The organism is Roseibium album, from assembly GCF_965233825.1.
GTDB classification, from domain to species: domain Bacteria; phylum Pseudomonadota; class Alphaproteobacteria; order Rhizobiales; family Stappiaceae; genus Roseibium; species Roseibium album.
This window is the reverse complement of sequence record NZ_OZ247583.1, coordinates 6855527-6878534: the sequence shown is the minus strand read 5'-3', so window position 1 is coordinate 6878534 and position 23008 is coordinate 6855527. Positions and strand designations below refer to the sequence as shown.

General features: G+C 57.2%; 18 protein-coding genes. 4 read left to right on the top strand and 14 right to left on the bottom strand.

All coding sequences use genetic code 11. The annotated features are described in order from the left end of the window. Positions 1-36: 36 nt before the first annotated feature. The gene (locus ACO6TI_RS31560; protein ID WP_422384077.1) at positions 37-942 is read right to left on the bottom strand and encodes a LysR substrate-binding domain-containing protein; all 906 of its coding nucleotides are present in this window, start codon (positions 940-942) and stop codon (positions 37-39) included. A 114-nt stretch (positions 943-1056) separates the two neighbouring features. Here ACO6TI_RS31560 and ACO6TI_RS31555 point away from each other — a divergent pair, with 114 nt between their 5' ends. Both ACO6TI_RS31555 and ACO6TI_RS31550 read left to right on the top strand, forming a co-directional pair. After that, positions 1057-2112, top strand: coding sequence for a saccharopine dehydrogenase C-terminal domain-containing protein (locus tag ACO6TI_RS31555; RefSeq protein WP_422384076.1), 1056 nt, complete (start codon positions 1057-1059; stop codon positions 2110-2112). A gap of 19 nt (positions 2113-2131) precedes the next feature. Continuing rightward, entirely contained in the window at positions 2132-3631 is a 1500-nt protein-coding gene (locus ACO6TI_RS31550) for an aldehyde dehydrogenase family protein (RefSeq protein ID WP_422384075.1), read from the top strand. A 61-nt stretch (positions 3632-3692) separates the two neighbouring features. Here the strand turns inward: ACO6TI_RS31550 and ACO6TI_RS31545 are convergent, their stop codons facing one another. The 13 genes from ACO6TI_RS31545 to ACO6TI_RS31485 all read right to left on the bottom strand — a co-directional run bounded on the left by ACO6TI_RS31545 (position 3693) and on the right by ACO6TI_RS31485 (position 20263). Beyond that, on the bottom strand, positions 3693-4106 hold the full coding sequence (locus tag ACO6TI_RS31545) for a hypothetical protein (RefSeq protein WP_422384074.1): 414 nt from the start codon (positions 4104-4106) through the stop codon (positions 3693-3695). 209 nt (positions 4107-4315) lie between these two features. Beyond that, on the bottom strand, positions 4316-4804 hold the full coding sequence (locus ACO6TI_RS31540) for a hypothetical protein (RefSeq protein WP_055113386.1): 489 nt from the start codon (positions 4802-4804) through the stop codon (positions 4316-4318). Between the two features lie 48 nt (positions 4805-4852). After that, a complete protein-coding gene (locus tag ACO6TI_RS31535) occupies positions 4853-6058 on the bottom strand; it encodes a hypothetical protein (RefSeq protein WP_422384073.1) in 1206 nt (401 codons plus the stop codon). 171 nt (positions 6059-6229) lie between these two features. Beyond that, entirely contained in the window at positions 6230-6979 is a 750-nt protein-coding gene (locus tag ACO6TI_RS31530; protein WP_422384072.1) for a TfuA-like protein, read from the bottom strand. Positions 6980-6983: 4 nt separating this feature from the next. Beyond that, positions 6984-8159, bottom strand: a complete 1176-nt coding sequence (locus ACO6TI_RS31525) for a YcaO-like family protein (RefSeq protein WP_422384071.1) — start codon at positions 8157-8159, stop codon at positions 6984-6986. A gap of 4 nt (positions 8160-8163) precedes the next feature. Then, positions 8164-11310, bottom strand: a complete 3147-nt coding sequence (locus tag ACO6TI_RS31520) for an ATP-binding protein (protein ID WP_422384070.1) — start codon at positions 11308-11310, stop codon at positions 8164-8166. A 320-nt stretch (positions 11311-11630) separates the two neighbouring features. After that, positions 11631-12929, bottom strand: coding sequence for an FAD-dependent oxidoreductase (locus ACO6TI_RS31515; RefSeq protein ID WP_422384069.1), 1299 nt, complete (start codon positions 12927-12929; stop codon positions 11631-11633). Between the two features lie 9 nt (positions 12930-12938). Then, positions 12939-14561, bottom strand: coding sequence for a GMC family oxidoreductase (locus ACO6TI_RS31510; RefSeq protein WP_422384068.1), 1623 nt, complete (start codon positions 14559-14561; stop codon positions 12939-12941). 33 nt (positions 14562-14594) lie between these two features. Beyond that, positions 14595-15455: an ABC transporter permease gene (locus tag ACO6TI_RS31505; protein WP_055113374.1), complete on the bottom strand. Its 861-nt coding sequence runs from the start codon at positions 15453-15455 to the stop codon at positions 14595-14597. Positions 15456-15466: 11 nt separating this feature from the next. Next, positions 15467-16339, bottom strand: a complete 873-nt coding sequence (locus ACO6TI_RS31500; RefSeq protein WP_082442641.1) for an ABC transporter permease — start codon at positions 16337-16339, stop codon at positions 15467-15469. Next, positions 16336-17457: an ABC transporter ATP-binding protein gene (locus tag ACO6TI_RS31495; RefSeq protein WP_055113372.1), complete on the bottom strand. Its 1122-nt coding sequence runs from the start codon at positions 17455-17457 to the stop codon at positions 16336-16338. The genes ACO6TI_RS31500 and ACO6TI_RS31495 overlap by 4 nt, the downstream gene beginning before the upstream one ends. A 126-nt stretch (positions 17458-17583) precedes the next feature. Further along, entirely contained in the window at positions 17584-18660 is a 1077-nt protein-coding gene (locus tag ACO6TI_RS31490; protein ID WP_029065900.1) for an extracellular solute-binding protein, read from the bottom strand. A gap of 103 nt (positions 18661-18763) precedes the next feature. Further along, complete coding sequence (locus tag ACO6TI_RS31485; protein ID WP_196901101.1) at positions 18764-20263, bottom strand: PLP-dependent aminotransferase family protein; 1500 nt, start codon at positions 20261-20263, stop codon at positions 18764-18766. 123 nt (positions 20264-20386) lie between these two features. Here ACO6TI_RS31485 and ACO6TI_RS31480 point away from each other — a divergent pair, with 123 nt between their 5' ends. After that, on the top strand, positions 20387-21499 hold the full coding sequence (locus ACO6TI_RS31480) for a mandelate racemase/muconate lactonizing enzyme family protein (protein WP_422384067.1): 1113 nt from the start codon (positions 20387-20389) through the stop codon (positions 21497-21499). A gap of 1 nt (position 21500) precedes the next feature. After that, positions 21501-22994: an aldehyde dehydrogenase family protein gene (locus ACO6TI_RS31475; RefSeq protein ID WP_422384066.1), complete on the top strand. Its 1494-nt coding sequence runs from the start codon at positions 21501-21503 to the stop codon at positions 22992-22994. Positions 22995-23008 lie beyond the last annotated feature (14 nt).

Below are 23008 nucleotides of genomic sequence, written 5' to 3'. Positions count from 1 at the left end.
ATTGCCTCTACCGACGAGGTTGAAGCGAGGCGTCACCTAGAGAGGTCTGACCCTCCGGCTGACCTGTCCGCGGATCCAGGTCAGGAACTCGGCGGCAGGCGGGCTGAGCTCGCCGGCCGGGGTTGCAAGATAGTAGTTGTGACCCGATCCGTCCTGAACGGAAGCCAGATTGACAAGGTCGCCGGACGCGAGTTCGGTTTCGATCAGATATGTCGGCAGAATGGCCGCGCCCATTCCATTCGCCGCCGCCGAGATAACGAGCGAAAACTGGTCGAAATAACTGCCGGTCTGAACATGCGCGGTCGCGTCTTGAACCGTTTTTTGAAAGGCCTTCCATAGGTGCGCCCGGGAGGTCATGTGAAGCAAGGGCATTTCCAGAATGTCTGCCTTACTCACCACTGGATGGGTTTCCAGAAGCGCAGGTGCAGCGACAACAATCAGGTCTTCCGGACACAACGGACTGAGTTTCGCGCCGGGCCAGTCGTTGGCGCCAAAATGGATTGCTACGTCAATTCCCAGTTCGACGAGATCGAACGGCTCGGAGCGGCTGTAGACCATGAGGTTCAGATTGGGGCGTCGGATCTTGAAGTCCCTCAAGCGCGGCACAAGCCAACGGGTGGCAAATGTCGGCAGGGCCGCAATCGTCAGGATCTCCTGGGTCTCACCCGCAGCGACGGCCAGACTGATCGTTCTGCGCAATCTTGAAAGGTCGGAGAAAACGCCGTCTGCCAGGGATCTGCCGGCCTGGGTCAGCCGAATGCCCCGCCCTTCCCGTCGAAAGAGTGTTGCACCGATCTGGTCCTCCAATTCCTTGACCTGACGGCTGACGCCGCTCTGCGTCAATCCGAGCTCTTCCGCGGCTGCGGTGAAGCTCTGGTGTTTGGCGGCGGCCTCGAAGCAGCGGAGGACCGAAATGCTGGGGATCGGTATGTCGCGTTCCATCAAATTATCCAAAGATATGAGTAATAGTCATGAATATAACTATTTTTCAGGTGTTTTTGTGCCGGTCAAGGGCGAGTATTCTGATCGGAGAAATTCTTCAGGGAAAAATCGCACATGAAAAAGATAGCGGTTCTCGGGCTAGGCAAGGTCGGTACGCTTGCAAGCGAGTTGCTTCATGAAAGCGGCTTTGCGGTGACGGGTTTTGATACCCACGTCATGAGCACCTTGCCGTTCGAAACGAAACAGGTTGATGTCGGCAATCTGGACAGGTTGAAGGACGCCTTGTCGGAGTTCGACGCGGTCCTGTCCTGCCTGCCGTATTTCCTCAATGTCGGCGTTGCAAGTACGGCGCATGAGCTGGGCCTGCATTATTTCGATCTGACCGAGGACGTGCCGACCACCAAGGCGATCATGGAACTTGCCAAGTCCTCAAAGGGACTGATGGCACCGCAGTGTGGCCTTGCGCCGGGCTTCGTGGGAATCGTGGGAGCCAGCCTGATCGAGGATTTTGACTCGTGCCGTTCCTGCCGCATGCGCGTCGGTGCCCTGCCGCAGAATCCGACGGGCCTTATGGGTTATTCCTTCAACTGGTCTCCCGAAGGTGTGGTGAACGAGTATCTCAATGATTGCGAAGTCCTTGAAGATGGCGAAATCAAATGGGTTTCGCCGATGGAGTGGATCGAGAAAATCGTCATCGGCGGCATAGAGCTCGAGGCCTTCACCACGTCCGGCGGGCTTGGCACCATGTGTGAAACCTATCGCGAACGGGTTCCGAACATGGACTACAAGACCATGCGATATCCGGGCCACGTGCAGCTGATGAACTTCTTTTTCCACGAACTTCTGATGCGTGACCGGCGACTGGAAGCCGGTGAGATCCTGGTCAACGCCAAGCCGCCCGTCAGTGACGATATCGTCTATATCCACGTCGCGGCGGAAGGCGAGGTCGATGGGCGCACGCAGCGCAAGGAATTCGTGCGCGGCCTGAAGCCTGTCGAAATTGCCGGCAAGGAACGCACTGCAATCGCCTGGACAACGGCTTCCTCGGTCGTCGCCATTATCGAGATGGTGAGGGACGGCACACTTCCTGCCCGGGGTTTCCTGAAGCAGGAAGATGTACCGCTGGAAGCGTTTTTGAAAACGAAGAACGGCGCTCGCTACAACAGATAAGCGCTGAAGGGAGAAAATCATGGAGCACGCACAGGTTCTAAGTGCGCTCGGATTTGCCGAGAACGAGCTTGCAGGCGGTGGTCTGCTGGTCAGATCACCGATCGACGGAGCTGAAGTTGCAAAGGTGGCCGAAACGCCTTCGGCAGATATGGAACACGTGATTGCGCGCTCGCGAGCAGCATTCAGCAAGTGGCGGGTCCTGCCGGCGCCGCGGCGCGGCGAACTGGTTCGTCTGCTGGGTGAGGAACTACGGGCGGCAAAAGACGAACTCGGCGCCCTCGTGACACTGGAAGCCGGAAAGATTACCTCCGAAGGGGCTGGTGAAGTCCAGGAGATGATTGATATCTGCGACTTTGCCGTTGGTCTGTCACGTCAGCTTTATGGCCTTACCATCGCGTCAGAGCGTCCCGGTCACAAGATGTCGGAGACCTGGCACCCGATGGGACCTTGCGGTGTCATCACCGCTTTCAACTTTCCTGTTGCAGTCTGGTCCTGGAATGCGGCGCTTGCGCTTGTGTGCGGCAACCCGGTCATCTGGAAGCCTTCGGAGAAAACGCCGCTCACCGCGCTGGCCTGCAAGAAGATTTTCGACAGGGCGGTTAGCCGCTTCGGTGCCGATGCGCCGGAGGGGTTGATGCAGGTTGTTATCGGTGGTGCCGACATCGGTGAAGCCCTGGTAACGTCAAAAGACGTTCCGATCCTGTCAGCGACGGGTTCCACCCGAATGGGTGGCATCGTCGGCCCAAAGGTTTCCGCCCGCTGGGGCCGGCCGATTCTGGAGCTCGGCGGAAACAATGCCATGATTGTCGCACCTTCTGCGGATCTGGAAATGGCGGTCCGCGCAATTGTCTTTTCGGCCGTTGGCACGGCCGGACAACGCTGCACCTCGTTGCGCCGGCTGATCGTTCACAAATCGATCAAGCACGATCTCGTGACCAAGCTGGCCAAAGCATATGGCAGCCTGCCGATTGGCGACCCGCGCGCGGAAGGAACGCTGATCGGACCACTGATCGACGACGCATCGCGCGATGCCATGCAGGCTGCGCTCGACAAGGCGAGGTCCGAGGGCGGTATCGTTTACGGAGGTGATGCGGTGACTGCAGGCGTGCCGGGCGGTGCCTATGTTGCCCCGGCGCTTGTCGACATGCCCGGTCAGACCGAGACTGTGAAGACGGAAACCTTCGCCCCGATCCTTTACGTCATGGAATATGAGGATCTGGAGCAAGCGATCAATCTGCAAAATGATGTGCCGCAGGGTCTGTCGTCCTGCATCTTCACACTCAACATGCGCGAAGCGGAGACCTTTCTGTCAGCAACCGGTTCAGATTGCGGTATCGCCAATGTCAATATCGGCCCGTCGGGTGCGGAGATTGGCGGGGCCTTTGGTGGAGAGAAGGAAACCGGTGGCGGCCGCGAATCCGGTTCGGATGCATGGAAAGGCTACATGCGCCGCCAGACGTCGACAGTGAATTACTCAGCGGAATTGCCGCTCGCACAGGGCGTCAAATTCGATATCTGACTGATGCGAAGGCGTGCAATTGTTGCGCGCCTTTGACTTTTGTGTCCTGTGGCTGACGTCGTCAGGCGGCAGCTTCGTGGTCGTAATAGAAAATCACTCTCAGAAAGCCGCCATCGACACCCTTCTTGTCAGCCTCGAGTTTGACTTTCATCAGAAATTCCTGCTCAACGCGAAACGGGTTTTGGATGGGCATCTGCCCCGTGTAATTGCCGCCGTCAAATGCCAGTTTCAAATCCGTGACGGGAGAGACGTTACCCGCCAGGTTGTCTTCCAGGGCGAAGGTCTTCACCGTCACCCGCTTGCTGCCGGCGACGTTGTGCCCGGGAATGTAGACGAACCCGATTGCGACGACATGCATGATGCCGGGAACAAGGGCAGGTGCCCCGATTTCGTTCGCCGCCATGTCTTCGATGATGAATTCCCCTGGTTCGTAGGGTTCGTAATCTTCAATGTTGAAGGTCTTGGCCTTTGCCATCTGTTCACCTTTGAGGTTGATCTCCTCCGGTCCGGAGCCTCTGGGTTTGTTTCGAAGCCAGTTGCGACCTGCCGGAATTGTTTTCGTTGTACGCCCGTTATCTGTCTTGGCCCTTGCTGCTCATCGCCGGTGCGCCAGTCAGCCGCGACAGCAGCGTGTGAGTGACTGCGGCATCGTGCGAAAGCCAACACTCCGTCAGGCGACCGCCATCAGGAATTCAGACGCCCGGACCTGTGTGCCATCTGCATATTGGCCGCGTAGGAATTCGGCGAACGGCGGCCAGGCAGATTGGCTTCCAGAACCAGTGTCTCCAGCAATCCTTCCTCGACGGTGACTTCGGCTGTGCGTGCCAACTTGCTCATCCGCCAGAACTTGAGGGGGCGGTTGTTCGGAAAATAATTACCCGGGAGTTCCTCTCCCTTTCCCGATACAACCATGATTTTCGGCTTGGGCAGCTCGTATTTCCTGCCCTCGTAGATATAGGCGTTGACAAGAGCCAGCTCGCAATTTGGCGTATGCCAGAGCTGAAGGGCTATGCGGCTGAAGCTGTTGCTGCCTTCGGTGTCAATCTTGACATCCGCGGCCCTGGGGCTGTTGATCCCTGAAATATTCATGCCTACCAGAACGATCTCGGACGGATCATAAAACTTATCCGGCTGAATTGTCGGAAGCTGGTCGTTGGAATTCTGATCTGTCATTTGTTAGTCCCCCATTGAAGAGTTTTTGTCGATGTTTCCACGTCTGGCTCAGGCTCGGACGACGATTTCCCGCCATTCAAGATTTTCCATAAGGATATCTCCAGCTTCCGGTGCGCCCATTGCGTCGAACTGGTCCGCGATCGCGGCTCCCGCGACTGCATAGGTGAGCGTATTGGGATCCAGAGTGGCCCAGGATCTTGCGATTGCTGACCCCAACAGGTCACGGGCGTCTTCGAGCGTTGACTTGAGCAGGAAGGACCGGGCATCGAATGCCTCTGCGAACCGGTCGCCTATCAGCTCTATTTCATGGTGATCAAGTTCGAACAGCCGGTCATGGCTTACATCCAGAGGCAGATCGACAAATCCCCGGTCCACGGCATTTCGATGATAAAGTTCCACAAGCGTGTCGAACATGGCGCCGGTAAACGGCTTGGACAGGTCGTGGACCGCGTCACTGACCGTGCTCATCTTCCGGTCGTTGCTTGCAGTGCGGATCTGCTTGTCGCCCGCAAGTTCCGCGATCCTGTTGAGTTCGTTCATTGTCAACAGGTTGCCTTGCGTCGATTGCAGCAGCCGGTCGAGCACGCTGTCGAAATGAAGCAAAGAGATGAGCGCGATAAGATCTGAGACGCTTTCGTGATAGCCAAAATACTCACGGCTTGCCATTCCATTGGGCGTGCCCATTTCCGCAAAAATTATGGCATGACCGAACTCATGCGCAATCACGTCGAAATTCAGTGCGTATGGGAAAACATCTTCGCTGTTACCCCGTTCCGTTCCGAATTCCATGTATCCATAACCGGACTGGGCGTTGTTCCAGTTCACTTGTGGAATGATTTCCAGGCGCTCGTAGGTTTGCGCGAAGTGCCAGACGATATCGTGACCGAGATAGCTCTCCCAAATGTCCAGGACACGCCTGAGCGATGCGAAGACATGAGCACAGACGAATTGCCGGCTGCCCGGGTCAAGGTGATCAAAATGCCCGTCGGGACCGGCCTCGGTCGGTGGAAAGCGCTCACCGACGAAAGGCGGTTGATAGGGATACTCGTAAACCGGTTTCTCAAACAGCGGATCGACCACATACATGCGCTGGTCGGCCGGGCCAGCCTGGATTTCGTTCGGAGGGGTGCTGATCCAGATTGTTTCCGGCTTCTCATAACCGGCAAGATGGGGAACCTGAGGATAGATCAGAAACCGCGTTCCCAGACTGCCTGTCTTTGGTGAGATTGTTCGCTGGTCCAGATGGATACTCAATTTGGCCTCGATAAATCGGATGTAAACCAGCCGGACAAACCGGTGTCGTGGATACAAGAAGTACGCGTTCGCCGCGAAAATTTTATTGTTATGTTTTTGCCCCTAACGAACGATATTATTATGGACCTGTTGGAGTTTTTCGATTTAACGCTAGGTAATTCCTAGAGGCTATCAATCAACCTTTAGCGTGTCCAATGAAAAACCACCCGCAACCATGTCATGAAGAAAGACATCAGTTGCGAAAAACTTTGGAACAGATGCCAGGACCGGCCAAACTCCGTCTTTTTGCCGGTCGCGAAGCTCGTGCAGGAGGAGTTCGGCATCCTGTTGCTTTTGAGACCTGTTCAATATCCGGAGATCAAGATCCGCTAGTTCGGGCCGAAGCCTGGCGGCGTCGCGCAGAATATTCGGCATTGTTCGTCTCGTGTAGTGCAGCTTCTCGGCGATCTTCGCAAGGTCGTCAGCAGTTGCGCGATCGACCAGTCCGGCTCGCAGGGCGCGTTTGAAACTCATTCTGAGGTCTACCAGTGCATTTGTAATCGCTCCCCCGCCCAATTCCTGCGGAGCATGCAAGACCGCGACTGCATCGTCCGGTACAAGCGAATATCTGCGCAGCCACCGATAAACGAGACCGCGTCCCTGCATACCATGGAGCGACAGCTCGGCTGCTCGCATTGCGCCCATGCTGGCGGCACCATAGACCAGTGCACCCTGGTCGAGTGCCCAAAGGATTTCCTTGTGCCTGACGGCGGGCACACCCTGAAACAGACCGTCGATCAGCGCGATTACACATTTTTCGTTTTGCTGGACGGCTGCAACAATGTCCCCCTGGGCCGCGGGGCCAAGTATCTCGGCGTCCAATCCTTCCGGCAGTCCGTTCGGCCCGAGACTTGGCCCTGCGAAGACAACAACGTGACGCATCTGTTCAGTTGCCCTCCGCATTCGGAATGCCGAGCGTGACAACCCGTGTGATGAATAGCGGAATTTCCGAATTCGACATCAGTGGCACGGCAACGGTCTGCTGTCCTTCTTCCTTGAGCATCCGGGCCAGATCGGAGGGTGTCTTGCTGAGTGGTGCTCCGGACAAGGGAGGTCGTCCTGCCGGTTTGCGATGCATTTGCGCGCGCTCGAACGCGATCAGGTCTTCGTCCGGCCGCCGGGGATAGTACTGCCAGGTTATGTCTTCCCTCCCGCCTGCGATCACCGAAACCCTGGTTTGGACCGCTTCCAGGAGAGCGGCAGTGAGCGCATCTGCTACCGTTTCACGGCAGGCAAATCCGTCGGCACAAAAGGGAAGCGATGTTGGAGAGGCGGATGCATCAAGAAGACGGGCCCAAATGACCGGCAAGCCTTGTACTGCAGGACATTCATGAACGGCGAAGAGAATACCTGCGTCCTTCAGGTTTCCCGCAAGGCGACGGCTGTTGCTGTCCATGAACTGATCAGGATCGAAGCGCGTCTTTTCAAAGAAACCGTGTGTCTGGGTGGCTTTGGCGGTGCTGAACCTTTCAAGCGTTTCGAACAATCCGTGCAGCAGGGCTTCGTCCGGGGTTGCGCCGCCGCCAAGTCCGGTTGTCGTTCTTTGAAAGGGTGTATCCGCATGAGGTGAAGCTGGCGTGTAGTCGGTGCTGACAAGTGCAGCCGGTACGGGGACGGGCGCGCCGGACAAGACGTCTGCTCCGGTGACAAAGGGCATCCCGGTTTCTTGCCATTTGTCATCTGCGTCGGGCAGAAGATGCTGGCACAGAATTTCTGCGGCCGCAGGGCCATATGTTTCTCCGGGCGTGGCGTTGCGATTGCCAATCTTGTCGACCTGTTCCCCGGCGAAAGTTTCCAGTGATTCCATCGCCGACGACACAGCGGCCTCTGCCAACGTCAATCCCTTTCCCTGACTGACGATGTTGGATCTGGCAAGAGGACGGATCGTCTGAACGACGGGAACCCCCACACGGTCAAGGCCGGTAACGTCAGCAAGCCGTGTTATCCCGAATGACTGCAAATGCGGCGTCAGGCGCTCAAGAAAGGTGTCTGCAGAAAACCGGCGCTGAAAACTCGATTTCCTGTGCTGGGATTCCTGGTCTGGCGCATCACATTCGGACACGGTGTCAGCCCCGTGACCCGGGCAGAAGTGCCAAGGCGCGATCGCGTTCGCGGCCGGCTTCGAGCTGTTTCAGGAAGCTGGCCGCGTCACTGCGGTGTTGACCAGTGGTCCGCTCCGGCAGAAGCATTATCCTGTCCGTCAGTGTTCGGAGAACCAGCACGCTTGCATTTTGCTGTCTGGCGATATCTTCCGCTCTGGAAAGATCAGCGTCGACTTCAGTCTCATTTGATCCGGAGGCAGAGGTCAGGCGTGCGCGGCGGCGGTAAAGTTCGGCAAGCCAGAACGCATGGCCGGCAGCTTCGGCGCGTTCAATTGCAGAGCTTACGAGCCGAATGCCTTTTTCCTGCTGTCCAAGTTGTCCATCCAGCTCTGCGGCCATTTCCAGATAGACGGGGAAATCCTCTTCGGTGCCGATTTCCTGCTGGATCGCAAGACCCTGCGCAAGAGACTCTCGTCCATGAAACGGATCTCCTGCCATTCCATTTGCCCAGCCGCCGAATATCAGGCTTTTGGCCTCAAGAGATTTGAGGTCATGTTCATCGGCAGCTTCACGCATCCGGCGCGCAAGAAGCGCGACCTGATCGATTTCGCCGCGATAGCGATGAAGCATGATTGCAATATCGAGAGCGTGACAGTTGCTGCCGACATGATCGATATGCCGGGCCCATCGATCGGCTTCATCCAGGTATCGAACAGCAGTTTCCGTCTGCCCCATGAACCAGGAGGACAGCGCCTTTTCGCCAAGCCCGCAAACACGTGCATCATGGCCGCCATATCGCGTCCTGTGGTCGAGCGCTTCGTCTTCGCTATAGAGCTCCAGGCCTTTTGAAATCGCCTCCATGCAGTCTGTATGCTGTCCCGTATTGAACGCGGTTGCCCACCTGCAGTGCAGGGCCTGCAACTCGACTTCCTGATTGTTGGAACCGGCCAGATCAGCAAGTATAAGCTCGGCCCGCTCGCGCTGGGCCTGGAAGTCGGGTGCGGTAAACCACCAGCCCCAGTAGAGCGGAAAGCCTGCGGAGCGGTCTGTCTCCGGGTGCTCATGCAAGAGTTCAACACCGCGCTGATAAAGTTTGGAAGCCTCTTCGGAGCCTGTTCCATCCATAGTCGCCACGACCGGTCCCAGCAGTTTGACGATTTCGAGCTCAAGTGTGTCCGCAGCCGTTTTGTCCCTGAGTTTCACAGTGAGCTGCCTGGCATGGACCAACAACGCCCTTGCTTCCTTCAATGCAGATTGGGACGAAGCGGATCTGGCGGCATCGATATAGTGCCTGATGGCTTCTTCGCGCATTTGCGCATGCTCGGCATGCAGGGCCAGCTCAGCGCTGGTAAAGGTTTTGCCAAGCTCATCGTTCTGGGTAACGATCTTATAGAGTGCGGAATGAAGCGTTCGCTTGTTCGATCGCAGCAATCCGGAATAGGCCGCCTGTTGCACCAGCATGTGGCGAAACCGATAGGAATGCTCGATATCACTCGCCTGCTGTTCGATGAACCCGCCAGCAACGAGCTGTTGGAGGCTTTCTTCCGCTGATGCCGACGTTCCTGTTGTCGACAGGAGCGCGACCAATGTGAGGACGTTGAAGCTCCTGCCGATCACGCTGGCTGCCTGGGCCACGAATTTGGCGGATCCGAGGGCGCCAAGACGGGTCGCGAGCAGATCCTGAAGACTTGCCGTCTCATCAGACTCAAACAGTTTTTCCCACATCTTCTCATCAAGGGCGTCATCCGCACCCCGGTCCAAAACGAACCGCGTCAACTCTTCTGCAAAGAGCGGCACGCCGTCACATCGTGCAGTTATTGCCTCAACAAGCCTGGACGGCAGATGTGAAGCTCCTGCAAGGTTCTGGATCAACTCAACGATGCTGTCCGAATTCAATCGCGCCAACTGAAGCGCAGAAAAGTTCTCCGCGTCTTTCCATTCTCTTTCGGGCGGGTTTCTGGACGTGACAATCACATAGACGGGGGAGGATCTTATGCGAGCCCGTAATTGTGAAACGATCTCAAGTGTCTGGCTATCCGCCCAGTGCAGGTCTTCAATCTTCATCACGCAAGGCTTTGCGCTCGCGATTGCCATAACCGCATCGACCAGCGTCTCGACTGCGGAATGCGCCGGACCAGTCTTGTCCGGTTCAACTCCATGAGCTGTCTGCGAAAGCGGTGCCATCAGAAATGCCATGGATTCGAAAAACTCGGCTGGATGATCCCCCGGCAGAGACAGGGTGGTCCTGATAGCGTCGGCAGATGGCGCTTCGAAATCAAAATCAGGGTCATGCCTTTGCAGCACCGTGCGCAGGCTCCTTACCACCGGGTAGTAAGGTGTATCCTGGCTCGCCGGCTCACACTGAAAGTCGAGCACGTGCGCGTCGTCGTTGCGGGCAAGTTCCACGACCTGGTGGCATAGACGGGATTTGCCGATCCCGGGTTCTCCATGCAGGTAAAGAACCTGCCCCTTGCCGGAAAACGCCTCCTTCCAGCGCAACTCGGCGTGTGAAAATTCGGACTCGCGAGCCAGAAACGGTTGAGACTTGTTTCGCAATGTCTCGAAGCGATCGTTCGATTTTCTCCGTCCCAGAGGCTGCCAGAGAGCATGGGGTTCATTGAATCCCTTCAGCTCCCGTGCTCCAAGGCTTTCGTAGTGAAACAGTTTGCGCGTCGCCTTGTAAGTCGCATTGGACACGGCGACCGTTCCGACATTCGCTTCACCTTGAATGCGCGCTGCGAGCGTTGGTGCGATTCCGACAATCTCATCGCGGGTTGCAAGCGCACCGCTGCCGGCCTTTCCGGCCACCGCGGTTCCGGTTGCAATTCCAACTCTGATTTTTATTGCCTCGTCAAAATTCTCCTGGACTTTTGTGCACTCGCGCAAGATCGCCAGTCCGGCTGACACCGCTTGAAAGGGGGCATCTTCATTTGGCTCGGGATAGCCGAAATAGGCCGACCCGCCATCGCCCATCAGAAGGTCCAGATGTCCGTCATACGCTGCAAGTGCGCGGTGCGCAGCCTGGTGAACCGCTTGCTGGATTTCACGGAAGTCTTCGATATCCATGTTGTTGACCATGGTCGTGGAACCGACCATGTCATAGAACAGGGCCGTAATCTGACGGCGCTCTCCCATTTCAATATCAATATCTCTGGAAGTGTCCCGTGTCATTTCCCGCCTTCGGCCTGCATCGCCAGAGTGAAGCAGAAGCGTCGATATTATCAACACTTCGCATGTCAGCTAGGGGTGAGCATATCCCGCCCCGGAACAAGGAGAATTGTCATTCGTTGTTGTCTCTAGTCTATCAGATAGCGAAAAAATCAAAACATAACTATTTGTTAATTCTGCAATTATTGTTTATCGCGCTCACGCATCCCGTGAATGCACAGTTTACCGTAATTCCCAGTTTCGACGACCTCGAGATGAGGCGCAAATCGGTGCCAGTTTCGCTGCGCTACAGAACCCGTCGGTACCGTGCGTTCGGGAAATGGTCAGACCCCCAGCTTGTCCCTCAGTCGGTAGATCAGGACAGACGGAGCCAGGAACCACGGTTTTCCCGTGTAGAGCGGTCGTGTCGGATAGGAAATACGTTCGAACGCCGACGGCGTCTTTTCGGTGCCGGCGGCTTTCCGGCCCATCCGCATGCCAAGATAACTGGCCATGCCAACCCCGGAGCCGCAATATCCCGTTGCAAAATAGAGCCCGTCATCCTCCCCACAATGTGCCAGCGTGTCGAAGGTATAGCCGACAAATCCCATCCACCCATGGCTGACCCTGACGTCTGCCAGGTCGGGAAACAGCGCAACCATGTCTTTGTGCAGCTTCGCCGCGCTGTTGTGCGGGTCGGTTTCTTGCAGGGATACACGTCCGCCAAACAGGATCCGTTTTCTGTCGGGTGACAGCCTGTAGTAGTAGACGAGCTTGCGCGTGTCCGAGAGCACGCGGTCGGTTGGGAACAATTTGTCGATTGTTTCCTTCGGTATCTCGTCCGTGGCGATGACGTAGGAGCCGATCGGAATTATCCGGCGCTGATGCCAGGGGGACAGCGCTCCTGAATACCCGTTGGTTGCCAGAATGATCCGGCCTGCCTTCAGGCTGCCCGCGCTCGTTGTCACCTTGAAACCATTTCCACAACGTTCGATCGAGTTCACCCGGCAATTGCCGCGGACGATCGCTCCCACCGAGAGAACCTTGTTCAGGAGTGAGGGAAGGTATCTGGAAACATCAATGCTGCAGTGCCGGGGCAGAACCATGCCACCGTGATAGGCATCGGTTCCGAGCTCGGATGCCATCTCGGTTTTCGGGACCATGAATGCATCGGTCTTCCACACTGGATGTGCCGGCTCGCATTCTCTCGCAAGGGACTCGTAGAGATGGCGTTTGTGCGCTCCGTGAAAGCGACCGACTTCCTGCAGGCCGAGGTCAAGACCCTCCTGGCTGGAAAGTTCGTGCATGTAATCGAGAGACGTCTGGCCCTCCTGGCAGAGTGCTACTGCAAGGTCGGTTCCATACCTTTTGGCAAGCTTCGAAAAGGATGGTTTCAAACTCGTGGATAGCTGGCCGCCATTGCGCATGGAACAGCCCCAGCCCGGGTGTTCCGCATCGAGGACCAGGGTGCCGAGGCCCTCGCGCGCAGTCTGGAGGGCCGCGTTCAGTCCGGTGTAACCTGCGCCGATGACGAGGATGTCGATCTCGTCGGGCAGGGAAGTTTCCGGCACCGCCACTTTCGGTGCAATATCCTGCCAATATGGAGTTGTCTTGTAGTCGTTCGTGAACAGCTCCGCGCGCATCCCGTTTCTTTATGCCGCCCTTGTGTCTTCCAGGATCATGTCCGAACCCTTTTCGCCCACCATGATCGCAGGTGCGTTGGTGTTGCCGGAGGTGACGGTTGGGAAAATCGAGGCGTCGACAACACGAAGCCCCTCAATGCCAAAGACCTTCAGCCGGTTGTCGACCACGTTTTCGTTGTCGTCCCGGCCCATGCGACAGGTGCCGACGGGGTGGAAGACTGTCGAACAGCGATTGCGCACGTCCTCCAGAATTTCCTCGTCCGACTGTACGCTGGAACCCGGTTTGATCTCTTCTTCAATGATTTCCTGCAGGGCAGGGCTTTGCGCGATCTGCCGCAGCAGCTTGCAGCCTTCGACCATCTCGTTGAGGTCATGGTTGGTGCTGAGCGAATTCGGGTGAATTTCCGGTGTGTCGAACGGATCGCCCGAGCGAAGTGCGATATGGCCTCGGCTCGTCGGACGGGTGGGCTGCATGCCGAGCAGGAAACCCGGGAAAGGGTCCGGGTTCATCAGTGGCCGCTTGCCCTGCGGGGCCTTGGTGTAGCTTACCGGTGAGAAATAGAGCTGCATGTTCGGCCGGGCGCACTCCGGATTGCTTTTCACGAAGCCGCCTGCCTGATTGACGCTGAGCGACAGCGGACCGCGCCGGGTCAGTACATAGCGGATGCCTTGTGCCAGCTTGCCCCACCAGGGATAAAGTTGCTGATTAAGGGTCGGGACCCTGGATCTGTAGAGGTAGTCATGCCCCAGATGATCCTGAAGGTTCTTGCCGACGGCAGGGCGATGAAGAACGGTTTCAATGCCCTTTGCCTGCAATTCGCTGCCATCCCCGATCCCGGAAAGCATCAGGATCTGGGGCGAGTTCACCGCTCCGGCGCTCAAGACGACTTCCCGCCGCGCGGTCACGGTCGTCTCTGCATCATTGCGACTGTAGACAACACCCGTAACCTTGCCCGCCTGTAGAACGAGCCGTGTGGCATGCGCCCGGGTGATCACCGTTACATTCGGCCGCTTTCTTGCCGGAGACAGATAGGCGCGCGCAGTCGACATGCGAAAACCGTCTTTGGCCGTTATCTGGTAGAGCCCGACGCCTTCCTGGTCAGCGCCGTTAAAGTCCGGATTTTGTGCGAAACCGGTTTCCTGCGCGGCAGCAAGAAAGTTTGCGCAAAGAGGGTGGACATCCCCGGTCACGCTGGAAACGTGCAAGGGGCCGTCGCCGCCCCGATAGTCGCAAGACCCTGCGTCATTGGTTTCCGAACGGCGGAAATAGGGCAGGACGTCATCCCAGCCCCATCCCGGATTGCCCATCGCCTTCCAGTCCTCGAAATCCGCGTGCTGACCTCGGATATAGACCATCGCATTGATGGAACTGCTTCCACCCAGCACTTTTCCGCGCGGCCAGTATCCGGACCGGTTGTTGAGACCCGGATCGGGTTCTGTCTGGTACATCCAGTTGATGTGCCGGTTGTAGAACGCCTTGCCGTAGCCGATCGGCATCCAGATCCAGAAATTCAGATCCGATCCACCGGCTTCCAGGACGCAGACTGAGTATTTCCCGCTTTCAGAGAGCCTGTCGGCAACCACCGCCCCGGCGGATCCCGCTCCCACAATGACAAAGTCAAACTCGGCCATGATGTTTCCTTACCTAAACCGGGAATGCGGAACCTATTGGCCCGACCTGTCGCGCTGTATCAAGATCGACAAGAGCGCAAGCAGGCCCGATCCGACCATCAGGAAGAACGAGACCGCGTTCAGAACCGGAGTGGAACCGACCTTTGCCATGCGGTCATACATGGTGATGGTAAGCGGGGCTTCAGATCCGACCAGGAACAGGGTCGTGTTGAAATTTTCGAACGAGACCAGGAAGGCAACAATACCCGCGGCAATCATCGCGGGGCGCAGGAATGGAAGCGTTATCGTGCGCAAGACTCGCGCCCTGGAAGCTCCCAGGTTGAACGCCGCTTCTTCCATCGTCTCGTCAAACTTCTTCAGCCTGGCCGTAATCACCAGCGATGTGATGGTGGCGATGAAGGAGAACTGGCCGACGACAACAAGCAGAATGCCGGGTCGCAGAAACTCCAGTTCCAGATCGAACCGGTTCTCGACATAGTTTGCCGTGTCGCTGGCCAGCACCAGTATGGAGATACCGAGGATCACACCGGGGATCACCAGCGGAACGACCATCATGATGTAGAAGAAGTTCTTGCCCGGAAATTCTCCACGAACGAACAGGAAGGCATTGGTTGTGCCGACAAAGACCGAAAGGGCCGACACGAAAATCGCGATGACAAAGGAATAATAGAGGCCCTGCAGAAGGCGCCGGTCATGAAACATGCCGAGTTTCGGTTCCGTGTCACCGAAGAACCAGTCCAACGTGAACCCCTGCCAGGGCAAAGCGGGGAACAGGCTGTCGTTGAAGGCGAAGGCGCCGGCCGAGATGAGTGGCGCTGCCAGAAAAATGAAGAAGGCGACGACGTAGAGCCGGTAACCGAGCAGGAACGGCGTGGCCTTTTTTTGCACAAGCATGACGGTCCTCCTCAGCTCTTGGCGACAGTATTGGCCAGCGTCTGTCCGCTCAGTTTCAGGCCGAGCCAGATGACGAGGGAGGTGAAGAACAGAAGCAGCATGCCGAACGCCGCGCCGCCTTCCCAGTTAAAACGGGTGATGAACTGGTTGTAGATCTGTTCGGTGAACCAGCTCGAGTTCTTTCCGCCCAGCAGGATCGGTGTGAGGTACGAGCCTGCGGTCAACATGAAGGTCACGATGCAACCGGCGACGATGCCGGGCATTGCATAGGGAATGATGATGCGGCGCAGCACGGTAAACCCGCTGCCCCCGAGATTGTAACCCGCCTCGATCATCGCGTTGTCCATGCCGTCGAGGGTCGAAACCAGTGGCACGATCATGAACAGGATCACCGTGTAGGTCAGGCCGACGATGACCGCGACATCATTGTAGAGAAATTCGACAGGTTCGCCGATGAGCCCGGTCCAGAGCAGGAAATTCGAAATCACGCCCGTTTCGCGCAGAAGCAGAATCCAGCCAAAGGCGCGGATCAGGTCGCTGACCCACAACGGAATGAGACACAGGAGAAACAGACCGCCACGAGAACGCGGGCCCGCGATCTTGGCAATGTAGTAGGCAATCGGAAAGCCGATCAGCAGCGCCAATGCGGTTACCAGCAAGGACATCGATCCCGTGCGCAGGAGCGTGTTCCAGTAGATCGGCTCGTTCAGGAATTCCAGATAGTTGGCAAAACTGTATTCATAAACGCGCGGGGCGATTTTCTCCTTGAGCGAAAGGACAACCATGCCGATATGCGGCAGGATGACGAGAAGGATGATCCAGAGCGCGAAAGGCGCAAACAGCAGGTAGAGCGAAAGCCGCTTGATATCCTTGTTCTGCATCATGCTTTCCCCTGGTCGGCAAAGCACATGGACTGTTTGGACGACCAGACGAGATGCACGTCCTCGCCGGGTTTCAGATCGTTTTCACCTGTCAGCGTGACATCGGATTCGACCAGCTCCCCGCTACCCGTGCGCACCAGCACCCGGCTGTTCGCACCATTAAAAAGCAGGCTGTCGACAATACCGTCCATCCGGTTTTCACCTGCGGCGTCCTGCAAGTCGCCGCCACCGGCCCGAACCGTCCTGATGAATTCGGGCCGAACAAAGATGTTGACCCTGGAGCCTTCCTGCATGGTTTTCTCACCGGCTGAGGAAAAACTCATCGGCAGACCCTGTTCGGTTTCCACCTTGCCACCCGTGCTGTCACTCGACTTCACGACACCAGACCAGCGGTTGCTGTCGCCGACAAAGCTTGCGACGAATGCGGTGCTGGGGTGGTGATAGAGTTCCTGCGGTGTGCCTATCTGCTCAAATTCGCCCTGATTCATGATGGCGACGTTGTCCGACATCACCAGAGCTTCCGACTGGTCGTGGGTGATGTAGACGAAGGTGGTGTTGAACTGGTGCTGCAGCAGTTTCAGTTCGATCTTCATCGCTTCGCGCAGCTTCAGATCGAGTGCACCAAGCGGCTCGTCAAGCAACAGAACGTCCGGATCGAGCACCATGCAGCGCGCAATGGCAATTCGTTGTTTCTGCCCCCCGGACAGCTGGTGTATTTCACGCTCAGCCACATCGGGCAGAGCAATGCGTTCCAGCACGTCGTGAACCTTGCGTTTGATTTCGGCATTGCCGACGCCGTTGCATCTGAGGCCATAGGCAATGTTCTCGTAGACGTTCATCATCGGGAACAGTGCCAGATGCTGGAACACCATCTTGACGTTGCGCTTGTTCGGCGGTGTGCCGAGAACAGATTTTCCCTTGATCCTGATGTCGCCTCCACTGGGGTCTTCAAAACCGGCAATCATCCGCATCAATGTCGTCTTGCCGCATCCAGATGGCCCGAGGATGGAAAAGAATGAGCCACTCGGGATGTCGAACGAAACGTCCTTGACCGCACGAATGGAGCCAAAGTTCTTGGATACGTCCAGGCATTCAAGATCGTAGGAAGGGTTGTCTGTCATCGGGGCACGCCAACTGGAAGTTCAGAAAGTTGGGGGATACCGGGTTGCCGCGGTATCCCCCATCTGCAGGTAATTTGAGCCTTTTTGCTCTTGTTCGACGGGCGGGTTCAACCTGCCCCGAACGGATCAGCCTCCGGTGGCCGCCTTGATTTTCTCAAGGGTCTTGCCTTCCATGTCTTCCACACCTGGAGGAATGTTCGCGAAAAACTTCAGGTTGTCGATGTCTTCGGCCGTGAAGGCCGCATTCACGGCTGCCTTCTTGTCTTCTGGAAGAAGATCCTGACCACCCTTGACGGCTGCGATCGCGCCCGTGCTCGCGGACATCAGCGTGACATTTTCCGGGCGCAGGACGAAGTTGATCCACTTGTAGGCAGCATCGTCAGCCTTGGCCTTGCGTGGCAGCGCGAAAGTGTCGATCCAGGCAAGCGCGCCTTCCTTGGGTGGCACGAACACGATGTTTTCGTTCTGGTCGAACAGCTTGTAGGCCGTGGAGTCCCAGGTTTCGGAGCCGACGATTTCACCCGACAGCATCATGGCGGACAGATCGTCCCCGCCTTTCCAGTAGGCCTTGATGTTGCCCTTGCACTCGATCAGTTTCTCGGCAACCTTGTCCAGAATGCCCTGGTACTTATCAAGATCGGAATAGGCGGCAAAGGGATCCTCGCCCATCGAGAATGCCGTTCCCAGCAGGATCGTGCGCTTGAGGCGCATCGAGGTCTTGCCTTCGTAGGCGGGATTGCAGAGGTCTGCCCAGCTCTTCAGGTCCGGTGCCTTGGTCTTGTCAGCCATCAGGCCGGACGTGCCCCACTGGTGCGGAACCGCATAGACCTCACCCTCGATCGTGGTGTTTTCCTTCACACCGTCGAGAAGTTTGGCTTCCATGACGGAAGTATCGATCTTTGACAGATCCAGTGGCTTGTAGATGTCATATTCCAGCTGCGCGGCATAGATGCGGTCGTGGCTCGGCTGGGCAAGATCAAAGCCTGCACCGCCGGTTGCACGCAGTTTCGCGATCATTTCCTCGTTGTTCGAGAAAGTCACTTCAACATCAATGTCCGGATATTCAGCTTCGAATTTTTCGATGAGCTCATCCGGTGCATAAGACCCCCAGGTCAACAGGCGCAGCGTTTCCGCCTGTGCGGATCCGGCCCCGGCGAGCATGGTCGCCGCCAATAGTCCGGCTAAAGTTGTTTTGAAATGCATGACTTCCTCCATGAATACACGCAGCAAAATTACCGATATCGAGGTTAGGAGTGAATTGGCCTGTGAAATATAGCCATTACGGATAATTTAGCAGTCCAATTGACTATGCCGATATGCGTCCACTTTGGCAGTCCGCGAGAATTTTCTCAAGTATGTTGATGCCCTTACGGATTTCATCGGGACCAGTACTGCCGAAGCCGAGTACAATACCGCGCTGCGAAATCGGGCCGAGGGCATATCGCGAAAGCGGTACCGTGGTGATGCCTTCTTCTGCCGCTCTTGCAACGATCAGATCTTCATCAAGCGGGGGCCGTACAAGCCCGACGGCATGAAAGCCGCTACTGGTTGGCTGCAGGTCGATCCGGCCCTTCAACCTTCCTGCTTCGTCCATCAGTGTGTCGTGGCGTTCCCTGTAAAGCTGACGCATCGTTCGGATATGCGTGGCGAACATGCCCTCGTCCATGAATTCGGCAACGATCGCCTGCGTGACGGTGGGTACCCCGGCAAGCCAGGTCTGGCAGACGCGCTCGAAACTTTCCACAAGGGGTTCGGGGACCAGTGCGAAACCAAGCCTGAGCGCTGGAAACAGAGATTTCGAGAAGGTGCCGACATAGATTACCCGTCCGTGCGTGTCGATGCTTTTGAGGGTCGGCGGCGGTTGGTCGCCGTAGTAGAATTCGCCGTCATAGTCATCTTCCACGATCATCGCATCGGCGTCGTTCGCAGCTTTCAGAAGCGCAAGGCGACGGGACAGGCTCATTACATGTCCGAGTGGTTGCTGATGCGACGGAGTGACGAATGCCAGCCGGAAATGGGGTGACTTGGACAGTCCGTCGTCGATGCACAACCCATCCTCGTCGACCTTCACCGGCACCGGTGACGCGCCAATTGCAACGAAGGCATTGCGCGCACCGATCGCACCGGGATTTTCGAACCAGATCGGCTCGCCGGGATTGACCAGCAATCCGCCGATCAGCGAAAAGGCGCGCTGGGCTCCGTTGGTAATGAAGATCTGCTCGGGCGAGCACTTGATGCCGCGTGAGGCGTTGAGTTGTCTTGCGATCGCATTTCTGAGGCCCGCGTAGCCGAATGGTTCGCCGTAGCCGGTGATATGGTCGCGGTCCTTGCGCCAGTGCCGGCCGGACAATTTCGCCCACTGCGCCATCGGAAAGGCGTCGAGGGCCGGCAATGCCGACACAAATGCCTGCGACTTGTGTGGCAGCCGCGCCCGCGGTGCAAGATCCGGTATGGCGTGCCTGGATGCATGCGACAGCCGGGGAACGACCGGAACGACATTGTCAGCGCTGCTGGAAGGCTTGGGAACCAGGCGGGCATTCAATGCCTCGCTGACATATGTGCCGGATCCGACGCGGGCTTCCAGAAGACCCTCGGATATCAGCCTGTCGATGGCATCGATCACGGTTGTCCGTGAGACGCCGATTTCGCGCGCCAGCGTGCGGGTCGCCGGCAATCTGTCACCAGGTGTCAGGGCGCCGGTCAGCAGCAGGTCGCGCAAGGCCATGTAGAGCTGGATCGAGATTTTCTTTTCGGCGGTCTTGTCGATCTTGATGGATGACAGGACAGCGCCGGCGTGCCGTTTCATGATGCTCTCCCAATTGGTATGAGAGTTTCAGCAAAACGGACCTTAAATCAAGTCCAATTTTGAGTAGTTTGCAGTAAGGAAACCGAATTTGCCCTGTGGGTACATCCCCCTCAAGGACCTGATATGAATATGAAAATCCGATCCATCGAAACATTTACAGATGAATTTGTCTGCTTCGTCCGCGTGACGTCGGACAGTGGCGCAACCGGTTGGGGGCAGGTCGCACCCTATTATGCCGATATCACTGCCGAGGTGGTGCATCGACAGGTGGCTCCCTATGCACTGGGCGAGGATGCGCTCGATATCGAGAAGCTCATGGATGTCATTCCGGACCGGGAGCACAAGTTTCCGGGGTCTTACCTGCGCCGGGCGATGGGTGGGCTCGATACCGCCCTGTTCGACTTGAGGGGCAAGCTGGAAGGCAAGCCGGTTTGCGAACTACTCGGAGGGACGCCAGGCAGGGTACGCGCGTATGGTTCGTCGATGAAGCGGGACATTACAGCTCGCGATGAGGCCGACCGGCTGAAGAAACAGCAGGACGACCATGGATTTACCGCTTTCAAATTCCGGATCGGTGCCGAATGCGGGCGCGATCAGGACGAGTGGCCGGGACGCACGAAAGAGATCGTGCCGACGATGCGAAGGTCATTCGCTGATGATACCGCCCTGTTGGTGGATGCGAATTCCTGTTACTCGCCGCAAAAGGCGATCGAAATCGGGCGGTTCCTCCGGGACAACGGAATATCGCACTATGAAGAACCGTGTCCCTACTGGCATTACGACCAGACCAAAGAGGTGACCGACGCCCTGGATATCGACGTAACAGGAGGTGAACAGGATTGTTCGCTGGTCGACTGGAAGCGCATGATCGATCAGCGGGTCGTCGATATCATTCAGCCGGATGTCTGCTATCTCGGCGGCATGGTGCGCACAATGAAGGTTGCGCAGATGGCTCAGGAAGCCGGGATACCCTGCACACCACACGCTGCGAACCTGTCGCTGGTGACGCTCTTTACCATGCATCTTCTGCGCGCGATCCCGAATGCCGGAAAGTACCTGGAGTTTTCCATCGAGCAGGAGGACTACTATCCGTGGCAATATGATCTTTACGTTTCATCGCCCTACACGATCACCGATGGACACGCCACGGTAACGGACGCTCCGGGCTGGGGCGTAGAGATCAATCCCGAATGGCTGGCGAAATCCGCTTACAAGATCAGTTCCCTGGAGCACTGACATGACCGATGCCAACGACCTGATTGCCGAATACCGCAACACCGGCACGCTCGGCTCGCTGCCGATGGGACATTTCATCGACGGCGCTTTCTCCGAACCGGTGCACAACCGGACCATGGAGAGTTTCGACCCCGGTACGGGTGTGCCTTTCGCACGCTTCACGGCCGGCACAAAGGAGGATGTCGATCAGGCTGTCGCGTCGTCGCGACTGGCGTTCGAAGCTGACTGGCGCGACATGGCACCGGTCGAACGGTCTCGCATCCTGCAGCGCGCCGCCGCACTGATCCTTGAAAACCTGGATCTTCTTGCGGTGGTGGAGACGCTGGACAGCGGCAAGGCCCTTCAGGAAGCAATGGGTGATGTTCGCGGTGCCGCGCGCACGTTCGAGTATTATGCCGGGGCTTGCGACAAGCTTCAGGGGGACAGTTTTCCGCTCGGTCCGGACTATATCGGGTATACGATCCATGAGCCGGTTGGCGTGACGGCCCATATCATTCCATGGAATTTTCCGATTTCAACAGCCGCGCGGGGGTTTGCGCCTGCGTTGGCTGCCGGGTGTACCGTTGTTGCCAAACCGGCAGAGCAGACGCCATATACCGCCCTGATCCTGGCAGATCTGCTGCACAAGGCGGGCCTTCCGGCGGGTGTTTGCAACGTTGTCACGGGAACGGGGACGGAAACCGGTGCTCCGCTGACAAACCATCCCGGCGTCGACCATATCACCTTCACCGGCTCCGTTCAGACGGGGCGGGCGGTGATGAAGGCGGCCGCGGAAGATATCACCCGTGTGGTGCTTGAACTCGGCGGCAAATCGCCTGTTGTGGTGCTTGGCGATTGCGACAGGGAGCAGGCACTTGCCGGTGTCCTTGGTGCGATTTACGAAAACGCCGGGCAGATCTGTTCAGCCGGCTCGAGGCTTGTGGTTGAAAAAAGCATTCACGACGAGTTTGTTGATGAGCTTGTCGCCCGAACCAGGGCGTTGAATTTGGGGCACGGACTCGCCAATCCGGATGTCGGGCCGGTGAATTCCTCGGAGCATCTGGCAAAGATTGCAGGCTTTCTCGATCGGGCCAGGAGCAGGGGGGCTGAAATCGTCACCGGTGGTTCGGTCACCGAAGACCCGGCGACCGGCCAGGGCTGGTTTTTCGAGCCGACGATCGTCAACTCGGTTGCTGCTGATGACGAATTGGCACAGGAGGAAATTTTCGGCCCTGTCCTGGCGGTGCAGGTCGCAGATGATGCTGACCATGCTCTGGCGCTTGCCAATGACTGCCAATACGGCCTGGTTGCCGGAATCTATACCTCGAATTTTGCGAAGGCACATCAGCTTGCCCGCAAGATCGACGCCGGACAGATTTACATCAACGAATATTTCGCTGGCGGAATTGAAGTGCCGTTCGGTGGCAACAAGAAATCGGGCTTCGGCCGGGAAAAGGGTCTTGAGGGTCTGGCCAGTTACTGCAAGACCAAGAGTATTGCTGCCCGGATCGGCTGATACGACACGTTGAC